Annotated in this window: 12 protein-coding genes; all 12 read left to right on the top strand. The window is 60.3% G+C overall.

Annotation, left to right across the window (positions count from 1 at the left end):
- Positions 1 to 42: 42 nt before the first annotated feature.
- The 12 genes from Thiowin_RS09135 to Thiowin_RS09190 all read left to right on the top strand — a co-directional run bounded on the left by Thiowin_RS09135 (position 43) and on the right by Thiowin_RS09190 (position 12,027).
- Positions 43 to 774 carry an NADH-quinone oxidoreductase subunit C gene (locus Thiowin_RS09135; RefSeq protein WP_328987418.1) on the top strand — a complete coding sequence of 244 codons (732 nt, stop codon included), beginning with the start codon at positions 43 to 45 and terminating at the stop codon, positions 772 to 774.
- Entirely contained in the window at positions 767 to 2,026 is a 1,260-nt protein-coding gene (locus Thiowin_RS09140; protein ID WP_328987419.1) for an NADH-quinone oxidoreductase subunit D, read from the top strand. The genes Thiowin_RS09135 and Thiowin_RS09140 overlap by 8 nt, the downstream gene beginning before the upstream one ends.
- On the top strand, positions 2,026 to 2,553 hold the full coding sequence (locus Thiowin_RS09145) for an NADH-quinone oxidoreductase subunit NuoE family protein (RefSeq protein ID WP_328987420.1): 528 nt from the start codon (positions 2,026 to 2,028) through the stop codon (positions 2,551 to 2,553). The genes Thiowin_RS09140 and Thiowin_RS09145 overlap by 1 nt, the downstream gene beginning before the upstream one ends.
- A 36-nt stretch (positions 2,554 to 2,589) precedes the next feature.
- A complete protein-coding gene (nuoF, locus tag Thiowin_RS09150) occupies positions 2,590 to 3,912 on the top strand; it encodes an NADH-quinone oxidoreductase subunit NuoF (RefSeq protein ID WP_408034184.1) in 1,323 nt (440 codons plus the stop codon).
- 61 nt (positions 3,913 to 3,973) lie between these two features.
- Complete coding sequence (nuoG, locus tag Thiowin_RS09155; RefSeq protein ID WP_328987421.1) at positions 3,974 to 6,364, top strand: NADH-quinone oxidoreductase subunit NuoG; 2,391 nt, start codon at positions 3,974 to 3,976, stop codon at positions 6,362 to 6,364.
- A gap of 4 nt (positions 6,365 to 6,368) precedes the next feature.
- Entirely contained in the window at positions 6,369 to 7,409 is a 1,041-nt protein-coding gene (gene nuoH / locus Thiowin_RS09160; RefSeq protein WP_328987422.1) for an NADH-quinone oxidoreductase subunit NuoH, read from the top strand.
- Between the two features lie 154 nt (positions 7,410 to 7,563).
- Complete coding sequence (gene nuoI, locus Thiowin_RS09165; RefSeq protein ID WP_328987423.1) at positions 7,564 to 8,055, top strand: NADH-quinone oxidoreductase subunit NuoI; 492 nt, start codon at positions 7,564 to 7,566, stop codon at positions 8,053 to 8,055.
- An 81-nt stretch (positions 8,056 to 8,136) separates the two neighbouring features.
- Positions 8,137 to 8,790: an NADH-quinone oxidoreductase subunit J gene (locus Thiowin_RS09170; protein ID WP_328987424.1), complete on the top strand. Its 654-nt coding sequence runs from the start codon at positions 8,137 to 8,139 to the stop codon at positions 8,788 to 8,790.
- The gene (gene nuoK / locus Thiowin_RS09175; protein ID WP_328987425.1) at positions 8,787 to 9,092 is read left to right on the top strand and encodes an NADH-quinone oxidoreductase subunit NuoK; all 306 of its coding nucleotides are present in this window, start codon (positions 8,787 to 8,789) and stop codon (positions 9,090 to 9,092) included. The genes Thiowin_RS09170 and nuoK overlap by 4 nt, the downstream gene beginning before the upstream one ends.
- Before the next feature lie 3 nt (positions 9,093 to 9,095).
- Positions 9,096 to 11,090: an NADH-quinone oxidoreductase subunit L gene (nuoL, locus tag Thiowin_RS09180; protein ID WP_328987426.1), complete on the top strand. Its 1,995-nt coding sequence runs from the start codon at positions 9,096 to 9,098 to the stop codon at positions 11,088 to 11,090.
- Positions 11,077 to 11,511: a nucleotidyltransferase family protein gene (locus Thiowin_RS09185; RefSeq protein ID WP_328987427.1), complete on the top strand. Its 435-nt coding sequence runs from the start codon at positions 11,077 to 11,079 to the stop codon at positions 11,509 to 11,511. Before nuoL ends, Thiowin_RS09185 begins: the two co-directional genes overlap by 14 nt.
- 3 nt (positions 11,512 to 11,514) lie before the next feature.
- Positions 11,515 to 12,027, top strand: a complete 513-nt coding sequence (locus tag Thiowin_RS09190; protein ID WP_328987428.1) for a ribonuclease toxin HepT-like protein — start codon at positions 11,515 to 11,517, stop codon at positions 12,025 to 12,027.
- Positions 12,028 to 12,070: the final 43 nt, after the last annotated feature.

Below are 12,070 nucleotides of genomic sequence, written 5' to 3' on the forward strand. Positions count from 1 at the left end.
CAGTTACAGTTCAGCATCCGTTACCGAGACCCTGACTTTGCCGTGAATCAACTCGCTGATACCGCACCTTCCACGAGCACCGGCGATGCGCGCCTTGATGCGCTGGCCGAGTCATTGGTCGAGTCCTTCACAACGCGCGTACAAGAACTCATCCGTGCGCCTGGCGAACTGACCCTGGTCGTGACGCCAGCTGATTTGCTTGCTGTGTGTGGCGAGCTGCGCGATGGACCCACATTCAGCTTCGAGCAGCTGATTGATCTCTGTGGGGTGGATTACGCGGCCTTCGGTCAGTCCGAATGGGAGACTGAACTGGCCTCGAGTGACGGTTTTGGCCGCGGTGTCGATCGTGAACCGGATTTAAATCTGGACTCCGATCGGCGTTTCGCCGTGGTCTATCACTTGCTGTCGGTGAAGCACAATCGCCGCTTGCGCTTGCGGGTGCATGTGTCGGCTTCCTCACCCATGGTGGATTCCGTGGTGTCGCTTTGGCCAGTGGCGGACTGGTTTGAGCGCGAGTGTTTCGATCTTTTCGGCATTCTGTTCAATGGCCATCCGGATTTGCGCCGTATCCTGACTGACTACGGCTTTGTTGGCCATCCCTTCCGTAAGGACTTTCCGCTCAGTGGTCAGGTCGAGATGCGTTATGACCCCGAGCAACAGCGGGTGGTCTACGAGCCGGTCAGCATTGAGCCACGCGTGCTGGTGCCGCGCGTGATTCGCGATGACAGTCGCTATCTTGACGAAGGCCTGACCAGCGGAGAGGCCAATGCCTGAGATTCGCAATTACACGCTGAACTTTGGCCCTCAGCACCCGGCGGCCCATGGTGTGCTGCGTCTGGTGCTGGAAATGTCGGGCGAGGTGATCGAACGGGCGGATCCACATATCGGGCTTTTGCATCGCGGCACCGAGAAACTCGCCGAGACCAAGCCTTTCAACCAAAGCATCGGCTACATGGATCGCCTCGATTATGTGTCCATGATGTGCAATGAGCACGGCTATGTGCGGGCGATCGAAAAGCTGCTGGGGATAGAAGCGCCCATTCGCGCCCAATATATCCGCACCATGTTCGATGAAATCACGCGGATTCTAAACCACCTGATGTGGCTTGGTGCCCATGCGCTCGATGTCGGCGCCATGAGCGTGTTTCTCTATTGCTTCCGTGAGCGCGAGGATCTGATGGACTGCTACGAAGCGGTCTCGGGCGCGCGCCTGCATGCCACCTATTATCGCCCCGGTGGTGTCTATCGCGATCTGCCGGGCCAGATGCCGCGCTTCTCCGAGGAAAGCTCGAAATGGCATGGCAAGCGCGAGTTCCAGAGTCTGAACAAAGCGCGCGCGGGCTCGCTGCTCGATTTTATTCAGGACTTCACTGATCGCTTCCCGGCCCTGGTCGATGAGTACGAGACCCTGCTGACCGACAATCGCATCTGGAAGCAGCGCACCGTTGGTATTGGCGTGGTCGATGGCGCGCGCGCCAAGGCGCTGGGCTTTACCGGACCGATGCTGCGTGGCTCGGGTGTGGAATGGGATTTGCGCAAGAAACAGCCCTATGCCGCTTATGACAAGATGGATTTCGATATCCCGGTGGGGGTGAATGGCGATTGCTATGACCGCTATCTGGTGCGGGTCGAGGAGATGCGCCAGTCCAATCGCATCATTCGCCAGTGTATCGACTGGCTGCGCGCCAATCAGGGCCCGGTGATGATCGGCGACCATAAGGTCTCGCCACCGGCGCGCACCGAGATGAAAGACGACATGGAAGGTCTGATCCATCATTTTAAGCTGTTCACCGAGGGCTACTGCCCGCCGCCCGGCGAGGTCTATGCCGCCGTGGAGGCACCCAAGGGCGAGTTTGGCTGCTACATTGTCGCCGATGGCGCGAACAAACCTTATCGGCTGAAAGTTCGCGCGCCCGGTTTCGCGCACCTGGCCGCCATGGATGAAATGTCACGGGGGCACATGCTGGCCGATGTGGTCGCCATTATCGGCACCATGGATATCGTCTTCGGGGAGGTGGACCGCTGATGAGCTTTCGTACCGCTCCACTTGCGGTCATCCATGACCGCGACAAAGACAGTCTGTTCAGTGAGGATTTGCGCGCCGCCATTGATCGGGAAGTCGCCAAGTATCCATCTGAATGGAAGCAATCCGCGGTGATGGCGGCCCTGACACTGGTTCAGGATGCCAATGGCGGCTCCCTGACGCGCGCGCTGATGGACGATATCGCCGCCTATCTGGACATGCCCGAGGTTTCGGTCTATGAGGTGGCCAGCTTCTATGGCATGTATGATCTTGAGCCCGTCGGTCGCCATAAGGTCTGTATTTGTAACAGTATCTCTTGCCTGCTCAATGGCAGCGAGGAGCTGATCGATCATGTGCGCGAGCGTTATGGGATCGAGCCCGGCCAGACCAGCGCCGATGGCAAATTCACGTTGAAAGAGTTTGAGTGTCTCGGTGCTTGCAAGGACGCGCCCGCCGTGCTGGTTGACAAGGTGTATCACGAGCGGCTGTCGCCTGCCTCGCTCGACCGCCTGATCAACGCACTCGACTGATCCGCCGGCCTGAGTTGCGATTCAAGAGTTGCGATTATGGTTGAAAACCACAATACCGTCTGCTTCCGCACCATGCATCTGCCGCCCGAGCGGCGCTATCGGCTGGAGGAATACCAGGCGCTCGGTGGCTACCAGCAATGGGAGCGAATTCTGCGTGATCGGATCGACCCGAACGACATCATTCAGGAGTTAAAACTCTCGGCCCTGCGTGGTCGTGGTGGCGCGGGTTTTCCAACGGGCTTGAAGTGGAGCTTCATGCCGCGTCAGGCACCGGGGCAGAAATACATTGTCTGCAACTCCGACGAGGGCGAGCCAGGTACCTGTAAGGATCGCGATATCCTGCGCTTCAATCCACATCAGCTGATTGAAGGCATGGCCATCGCCGGTTATTGCATCGGTGCCAGCGCCGGTTACAACTACATCCGCGGCGAGTTCCACGAGCCCATCGCGCGCTTTAATGCCGCCCTCGAGGAGGCCTATGGCGCCGGACTGCTCGGCAAGAATGTGTTCGGCTCCGGCGTGGATTTTGATCTTTACACACACCTTGGTGCTGGCGCCTACATCTGCGGCGAGGAAACCGCCCTGCTTGAGTCCATTGAGGGCAAGAAAGGCCAGCCGCGCTATAAGCCGCCCTTCCCGGCGCAAGCGGGGCTGTTCGGCCGACCGACCACCATCAACAATACCGAATCCCTGGCCTCGGTGCCGGTCATCCTGGAGAAGGGCGGACAGTGGTTTCTTGACCAGGGGCGGCCGAATAATGGCGGGCCCAAGTTGTTCTCGGTCACCGGTCATGTCGAGAACCCCGCCAATTTCGAGGTTCCGCTCGGCACGCCCTTCCGCGAGCTGCTGGCCATGGCCGGCGGCGTGAAAGGGGGACGCGAGTTAAAGGCGGTGATTCCCGGTGGTTCCTCGGTGCCCGTGGTGCCGGGCCAGCTCATGATGAACGTGGACATGGATTACGACTCCATCGCCAAGGCTGGTTCCATGCTGGGCTCGGGTGCCGTCATTGTCATCGCCGAGGGTACCAGCATGGTCAAGGTGCTGGCCAATCTGGCGCATTTCTACGCGCACGAGTCCTGCGGCCAATGTACCCCGTGTCGCGAGGGCACCGGTTGGCTCGCGCGGGTGCTGGACCGCATTCTTAACGGGCAGGGGCGACGGCAGGATCTCGACCTGCTCGATAGTGTCGCCGGACGTATCGGCGGGCGCACCATCTGCGCTCTGGGCGATGCCGCTGCCATGCCGGTGCAGAGTTTTCTGAAGCACTATCGTCACGAGTTCGAAGACTTGATCGAGGCGGCTGACCAGAGGTTAGTCCAGCCTGCCTCCGAGGGCGCTGTCAGCGCCAAGGCGGCCTGATTACTCGAGCCAGGATCCGCGAATTCACCGATCCCCCATTTCACTGCATAGCAAGGGCGCGATGTCCGACAAGATCACACTGGAAATCGATGGTCGCACCTGTGAGGCGACGCCTGGCGAGATGATCATCGCGGTCGCTGATCGCGAGGGCATCGCCATCCCGCGTTTTTGCTATCACCCCAAGCTGTCCATCGCGGCCAACTGCCGCATGTGCCTGGTCGAGGCCGAACAGGGCGGTCGGCCCTTCCCCAAGCCGATACCAGCCTGCGCCACGCCGGTCGGCGAGGGCATGAAGGTGCAAACCCGCTCGCACAAGGCACTCGAGGCGCAGCGCGGCACCATGGAGTTCCTGCTGATCAACCATCCGCTCGACTGCCCCATCTGCGATCAGGGCGGGGAGTGCGAGCTGCAGGATGTCTCCATGGGCTATGGCGAGGATGTCTCCCGCTTTAGCGAGCGCAAGCGTGTGGTCCAGGACGAGGATCTCGGCCCGCTCATCGCGACCGACATGACCCGCTGTATCCACTGCACCCGCTGCGTGCGGTTTGGCGCCGAGATCGCTGGCATGCGCGAGTTGGGTGCCACTGGCCGCGGCGAGGATATGCGCATCGGCACCTTCGTGGCGCACACTGTCAGTCATGAACTCTCGGGCAATATCATTGATCTCTGCCCAGTCGGTGCCCTAACGTCCAAACCCTATCGCTTCACCGCCCGCGCCTGGGAGTTGACTGGGCGCGACAGCATCTCGCCGCACGATGCAGTGGGAACCAATCTGCGCCTGCATGTGCGCGGCAATCAGGTGATGCGAGTACACCCCCGAGCCAACGAGGATGTCAACGAAACCTGGATTTCCGATCGCGACCGCTTCAGTTACCAAGGGCTGAACAGCGAGGCGCGGCTTGAGCAGCCCATGGTCAAGCGCGACGGACGTTGGCGGGAGATCGACTGGGAATCCGCGCTCAAGCTGGCCGCCGATGGGCTGCGCGCGGTCGACCCCGAACAGATCGGTTGTCTACTCGCGCCCACTGCCACGCTCGAGGAACAGTATCTGCTGCAAAAGCTGGTGCGCGGGCTCGGCAGTGCCAACATCGATAGCCGCCTGCGCCAGCAGGATTTTCGCGGCGATGGATCGGATCCCGTCCGGCCCTGGCTGGGGCTGCCCATCGCCGAGCTGGAACGCCAGCAGGCCGTGGTTGTGATCGGCAGCGACCTTCGCGCCGAGCAGCCGCTGTTGGCTCATCGTATCCGCAAGGCTGCGCTCAAGGGTGCCACTGTTGCTGTCTTTCATTATTTCAGTCTGGCGCTGACGCATCCGAGCCAGCAATTCATCGCGCCGCCCGGCTGTCTATTGGTCGAGCTTGGCGCCCTGGCCGCGGCGCTCGATTTGCGTGGCTCGGGCGCGGTGGCCGAGTTGATCGGCATGGCCGAACCCAATGACCGGCACCGAGCGCTGGCCGAGCAACTGCGCGCGGCCCGTTCCGGCGGCGGTGGCGTTATTCTGCTCGGCGCTCTGGCCGCTGCCGATCCTGACTATGCCATTATCAAGGCGCTGGCCGAGACCATTGCCAGCGGCAGTGGCGCGCGCCTGGGTTATCTGCCGGCGGCCAATAGTACCGCCTCGGCCTTGGCCGGCGCGCTGCCGCATTTGGGGGCTGGCGCGGCCGTGCTGGAGACCTCTGGCCTGAATGCGCGCGAGATGCTGACCGCGCCGCGCCAGGCTTATCTGCTGTGGGATCTGGATCCGGCGGCTGATCTCATCGACCCGGCGTTGGCGCGCTCCGCGCTGGCAGGCGCGCAGTTGGTGATTGGCTGCTCGGCCTTGCGCACACCCGCGCTCGAGCAGGTCGCGCATTTGCTGCTGCCTATCGGCGCATTTGCCGAGACTTCCGGCACCTTTGTGAACGCTGGGAGGCTGTGGCAGCGCTTTCAGGGTGCGGTGGCGCCGCCTGGCGAGGCGCGCCCGGGCTGGAAGGTGCTGCGGGTGCTGGGCAATCTGCTCGGGCTGGACGGCTTCGGCTACAACAGCGCGCGCGATATCGCTAGTGAGGTGCGGGAGCTGTGCGGTGAGACCCAGCTTGATAGCGGCTTCGATAACGGTGCCCGGGCCCCGCGCCCGGCGGTGGAACTGCCAGACATTGGTGAGTCGCTGACGCGGGTCGGTCCAGTGCCCATTTACGCGAGTGACCTGCTGGTGCGACATGCCCCAGCGCTGCAACGCACCACGCTGGCGGAAGGCCTTGGTGTTCAGTTGAATCCCGAACAGGCGGAAAAACTGGGTCTGGCTGCTGGAGACGATGTCAGCATCCGTCAAGGCGATGCCACGGCGACGGCCAGAGTCGGCATCACTGACAGCTTGCCTCTCGGGTGCGCGCGCATTCCGGCGGCGGTGCCAGGCAGCGAGACCTTGGGCGCCCAGATTGGTCCCGTCACCCTGAGCAAGGCGCGAGGATAGCCCGATGATGGAGCTTTGGTCGAGTTTGCCCCTGCCGTTGCGCAGTCTCACAGCCACCCTGGCCATTCTCGGGCCGCTGCTTGCGGTGGTTGCCTGGTACACCTACGCCGAGCGCAAGGTGATCGGCTACATCCAGGTGCGCATCGGCCCCAATCGGGTTGGCTGGCGCGGGCTGCTGCAACCCATCGCCGATGCGCTCAAGTTGATGGTGAAGGAAATCATCGTGCCGGCGAAGGCCAACAAGGTGCTGTTCTTCGCCGCACCCCTGATTGCCATCGCGCCCGCCTTGGCCGCTTGGGCCGTGGTGCCCTTCGACGATGGTCTGGTGCTGGCCGACATCGATGCCGGGCTACTCTATGTGCTGGCGCTGACTTCGCTTGGTGTCTATGGGGTTATCATCGCGGGCTGGGCGTCCAATTCCAAATACGCTTTTTTGGGCTCACTGCGTGCCGCGGCCCAGATAGTCGCCTATGAGATCGCCATGGGCTTCGCCCTGGTCGGGGTGCTGGTCGCTGCCGGCAGTCTCAATCTCACCGCCATTGTCCAGGCGCAAAGTGGCAGTTTCTTGACCTGGTATTGGCTGCCGCTGCTGCCGTTACTTGGGGTCTATTACATTTCTGGCGTGGCCGAGACCAATCGCGCGCCCTTCGATGTCGCCGAGGGTGAGTCGGAAATCGTCGCGGGCTTTCATGTGGAATATTCCGGCATGGGTTTCGCGGTCTTTTTCCTTGCCGAATATGCCAACATGGTGCTGATCGCCATGCTGACAGCGCTCCTGTTCTTCGGTGGCTGGTTGTCACCTTTCCAGGGGATTCCGGTGCTTGGTATGCTCTTTTCCTGGGTGCCTGGCCTGATCTGGTTGTTGCTGAAGACCTTCTTTTTTATGTTTGTCTTCCTGTGGCTGCGCGCGACCCTGCCGCGCTACCGCTATGATCAGATCATGCGTCTGGGGTGGAAGGTGTTCATTCCCATCACCATCGTTTGGATTTTGGTGGTGGCCTTGGGCGTGGTACTTGAAGTGCCACCCTGGTGGTCAGCGGCCTAATGTGAACCTCCAAGTGTGAGAGTGAAATGAAGTGAAGCGGCCTGAGCCGTATGCTTGGCCTGATTGGGGGCCTGATTGGGGGCCTGATCGAGTCGCCTCTCCATGCGGCCGATGAGCAAGAATTTTTCGACCGACGAAACCTTGAGAACCGACGATGCTGCAACGCGCGCTTGATTATCTGAACAGCCTGATGCTCGTCGAGGTGCTGAAAGGCCTGCGCCTGACGGGCGGCTATCTGTTCAAGCGCAAGTTCACCATTCAGTACCCGGAAGAAAAAGCGCCCATCTCGCCGCGCTTCCGGGGGCTGCACGCGCTGCGCCGCTACCCCAACGGCGAGGAACGCTGCATCGCCTGTAAGCTGTGCGAGGCGGTCTGCCCCGCCTTGGCCATTACGATCGAGGCTGAACCGCGCGAGGATGGCTCAAGGCGCACCACCCGATACGACATCGATTTGTTCAAGTGCATTTACTGCGGCTTCTGCGAGGAGTCCTGCCCGGTCGATTCCATTGTCGAGACCGATATCTATGAGTATCACTTCGAGAATCGCGGCGACAACATCATGACCAAGGACAAACTCCTGGCCATTGGCGACATGTACGAGGAACGCATTGCCGCGGCACGGACGGCCGACGCGCCTTATCGCTAGGTCGACATCGGCTGTTGGGACTTTGGCTGCAATACCCCTGTCGCTTTTCATTACCCCGATTCATCACCGGACATCGCATTCATGGGTTTCGAGAAATTTCTCTTTGTTCTGTTCGCCGCGATAACCCTGTTCGGCGCGGGGATGGTCGTGACGCGGCGCAATCCAGTGCACGCGGCGCTCTATCTGGTGCTGACTTTTGTCGCCACTGCCGCGCTTTGGCTGCTGATCGAGGCGGAATTCCTCGGCATCGTGCTGGTGTTGGTCTATGTCGGCGCAGTCATGGTGCTGTTTTTGTTCGTGGTGATGATGCTGGATATCGATATCGCCGCCATGCGCGCGCAGTTTATTCGCTATCTTCCGCTCGGGCTGGTCATCATTGGCCTGATGATCTTCAACATGCTGCTGGTGCTTGGCCCTGGACATTTCGGTCTGGATGTGTTCGCCAACCCTGTTGCAAAGGCGGCGGGGTATAGCAATACCGCCGAACTGGGTATGGAGCTTTACACCACCTATCTGTATCAATTCGAGATCGCGGCGGTGATTTTGCTGGTGGCCATCGTCGCGGCGATTCGGCTGACCTTGCGACGGCGACCCGCGGCCAAGTATCTCGACCCCTCCGCCCAGGTGCGGGTGCGCAAGGGACCGGATCGCATTCGCATTGTCAAGATGGCGCCCGAGACGATACCGGCGCCGGTGCCGGCAGCCGAGGCGGGCGATAAGGGAGAAAACCAATGATCGCGCTCTCGGATTATCTGCTACTCGCCGGCCTGATGTTCACCATTGCCGTGGCCGGTATTTTCATCAATCGCAAGAATGTGATTATTCTCCTGATGTGCATTGAGCTGATGCTGCTGGCGGTGAATATCAATTTCGTCGCCTTTTCGCATTTTCTCGGCGATACCGCGGGGCAGGTGTTCGTCTTTTTCATTCTCACCGTCGCCGCCGCTGAGGCGGCCATCGGCCTGGCCATTCTGGTGGTCCTGTTCCGCGGGCGCCAGACCATCAACGTCGACGATCTCGATCTGCTGAAGGGCTGACGCATGGCACTGATTTATCTGCTCATCGTTCTCGCCCCGCTCGCGGGCGCTGTTATCGCCGGCTTTTTTGGCGCGCGTATTGGTCGAGTGGGCGCCCATCGCGCGACTATTCTCGGTGTCGGCATCTCCTGCCTGCTGTCGCTGGCGGTGCTGGCGGGGTTCATCTGGGGCAACCTCGGTGTCTTCAATGACAGCGTCTATACCTGGATGATCGCCGATGGCATTCGCTTCGAGATCGGCTTTTTGGTTGATCGCCTCACCGCCTTGATGATGGCGACCGTTACCTTTGTGTCGCTCATGGTGCATGTCTATACCATCGGCTACATGGCCGATGACGAGCATAACTGGCCCCATGGCTCGCTGGCCGGTAAGAACAGCTATCAGCGCTTCTTCAGCTACATCTCGCTCTTTACCTTCTCCATGCTGATGCTGGTGATGTCGAATAACTTCATCCAGCTCTTCTTTGGCTGGGAGGCGGTCGGTCTGGTGTCCTACTTGCTGATTGGCTTCTGGTCGACGCGTGAATCCGCCGTCTATGCCAACCTCAAGGCCTTTCTGGTCAACCGGGTAGGGGATTTCGGCTTTATTCTCGGCATCGCGGCTGTTGGCATGTACTTCAACTCCATGAACTATGCCGAGGTCTTCGCGCGCGCGCCTGAGTTCGCCGACACCCAGGTCGCACTCTTCGGCGGCGTGTCGCTGATGACGCTCATTTGCATCCTGCTATTTATCGGCGCCATGGGTAAATCTGCTCAGGTGCCCTTGCATGTGTGGCTGCCGGATTCCATGGAAGGCCCGACGCCTATCTCCGCGCTCATCCATGCCGCCACCATGGTCACCGCCGGTATTTTCATGGTCGCGCGCATGTCGCCGCTCTATGAACTTTCCACCACGGCGCTGTCCTTTGTGCTCATCATCGGCGCGGTCACGGCCTTCTTCATGGGGCTAATCGGCCTGGTGCAGAATGACATCAAGCGGGTGGTGGCCTACTCGACGCTGTCGCAGCTCGGCTATATGGTGGCCGCGCTGGGCGCCTCGGCCTACGCGGCGGGTATTTTTCACCTGATGACGCATGCCTTCTTCAAGGCGCTGCTGTTCCTCGCCGCCGGCTCGGTCATCATCGCCATGCACCACGATCAGGACATCCGCAACATGGGTGGGCTGTGGAAGAAAATGCCCATCACCTGGCTGACGGCGCTGATCGGCTCCCTGGCGCTCATTGCCTTCCCCGGCTTCTCCGGTTTCTTCTCCAAGGATGCCATTATCGAGGCGGTCGGCCATTCCCATGTCTTCGGCGCCAATGTCGCCTGGGTGCTGCTGACGGTGGGCGCCTTCGTGACAGCCCTGTATAGCTTCCGCATGTACTATCTGGTGTTCCACGGTAAGCCGCGCATGGACGCACACACTCGCTCGCACTTGCACGAGACGCCCTGGGTGGTGACAGGTCCGCTGATCGCGCTGGCCATCCCGTCCATTTTCATCGGTTGGCTGGCGGTGGAGCCATTGCTGATCAACAACTGGCTGGGCGATGCCATTCATGTGGCGCACGGGCATGACAGCCTGCACGAGCTGGCGGCGCACTGGCATGGGCAGAAGGCCTTCATCGAGCATGGCATGCACGGCTGGCCCTTCAAGCTCGCCATGGCCGGGCTCGGGCTGGCCACCCTGTTTTGGTGGTTCGGTGTGAAGCTGCTACCCAATCTCGACCTGCTGCTGCAACGCGCCGGCGGCCCGCTGACCCGGCTGCTGCAAGACAAATACGGCTTTGATGATTTCAATCAGCGCGTCTTCGCCGGCGGTGGCTTGAATATCGGCCGGCTGTTGTGGAACACCTGTGATCGGGCGGTGATTGACGGCGCCATCGTCAACGGCTCGGCGCTGTCGGTCGGGCGCCTCGCTGGCAGTGTTCGTTGGTTACAGTCCGGCATGCTCTATCACTACGCCATCGCCATGATTATCGGCCTGGTCGCCATGCTGACCGCCTATGTTGCCTTCTAAAGCCGCATTCACCGCAGAGCGGCCGTTCGATATCGCCGCGGCACGGCGGTACTTGCACGCGCGGGAAGAGGGCAGAAGGCAATCACGGTTTGCTCTATGGCAGCAGGCGAGGGCGGATGCCGAGCGGATTATCGACATGGTGATTGCCCGCTTCAATCCGAGTCGGATTATCCAATGGGGCTCGGTTTTGGAGCCGCGCCACTTCTCGGCGATCTCGGATATCGATTTGGCTATTGAAGGGGTGGGGTCGCTTGAATTTTTAACGCTGTTTCGACTCGCCGAGGCAGAGACAAAATTTCCGTTGGACGTGGTGCGCTGGGAAAACCTTGAACCCGAGTTCCAACGGGTTATCCTGATGAAGGGTGAGATTCGCTATCGGCGACTCATTTCGTCGTCGAATTCAGAACGCACTGGCCATTAGACGATGCAACAGGATGAGCTTCGACTGCTACTTGGCGAAGTTGGGGAGGGGCGACGGGCGCTTGAAAAAATTGATTTGCTCTACCGTCACTATGGTTCGCGTTTTCGCGACGAGGGAGCGCGGGGTTTACCCGATGCGGTGATGCTGGCGGAGATACTCGGTAACACCTACACCTGCATTGAGACAGTTTTGTTCAGAATTTCGCGGGTGTTCGAGAATCATCTTGACTCAGAACGGTGGCACAAACACCTGCTCCAAAAGATGCACATTGAGGTGCCTGGATTGCGACCGGCGGTTCTGTCGCCGGAGACCTTCAAGCTGCTGGATGAATTGCGCCGATTTCGCCATTTCAAGCGTTACTACTATGAATTCGATTACGATTGGCTGCGGTTGGAGTTCCTGATGACTGTCTACGAGCGCATGCGACCGCGACTTGAGGCAGACCTTGATCGGTTTTCAGGTTTTCTTGAGTCGCTGCTGGTCGAAGCCGATGGCCTGTCGGGTGCGGACAGTTGAACCGAGACCTGTTTAACAACGGGCGCCGAGTATAAAGTCGTGA

This window comes from Thiorhodovibrio winogradskyi, from assembly GCF_036208045.1.
Classification (GTDB): Bacteria; Pseudomonadota; Gammaproteobacteria; order Chromatiales; family Chromatiaceae; genus Thiorhodovibrio; species Thiorhodovibrio winogradskyi.

Coding starts and splice junctions, on each gene's coding strand:
- nuoL (WP_328987426.1), top strand. CDS start 9,096: ATGGCACTGATTTATCTGCTCATCGTTCTCGCCCCGCTCGCGGGCGCT.
- Thiowin_RS09140 (WP_328987419.1), top strand. CDS start 767: ATGCCTGAGATTCGCAATTACACGCTGAACTTTGGCCCTCAGCACCCG.
- Thiowin_RS09185 (WP_328987427.1), top strand. CDS start 11,077: ATGTTGCCTTCTAAAGCCGCATTCACCGCAGAGCGGCCGTTCGATATC.
- nuoH (WP_328987422.1), top strand. CDS start 6,369: ATGATGGAGCTTTGGTCGAGTTTGCCCCTGCCGTTGCGCAGTCTCACA.
- nuoK (WP_328987425.1), top strand. CDS start 8,787: ATGATCGCGCTCTCGGATTATCTGCTACTCGCCGGCCTGATGTTCACC.
- Thiowin_RS09190 (WP_328987428.1), top strand. CDS start 11,515: ATGCAACAGGATGAGCTTCGACTGCTACTTGGCGAAGTTGGGGAGGGG.
- nuoF (WP_408034184.1), top strand. CDS start 2,590: ATGGTTGAAAACCACAATACCGTCTGCTTCCGCACCATGCATCTGCCG.
- nuoG (WP_328987421.1), top strand. CDS start 3,974: ATGTCCGACAAGATCACACTGGAAATCGATGGTCGCACCTGTGAGGCG.
- Thiowin_RS09145 (WP_328987420.1), top strand. CDS start 2,026: ATGAGCTTTCGTACCGCTCCACTTGCGGTCATCCATGACCGCGACAAA.
- Thiowin_RS09170 (WP_328987424.1), top strand. CDS start 8,137: ATGGGTTTCGAGAAATTTCTCTTTGTTCTGTTCGCCGCGATAACCCTG.
- nuoI (WP_328987423.1), top strand. CDS start 7,564: ATGCTGCAACGCGCGCTTGATTATCTGAACAGCCTGATGCTCGTCGAG.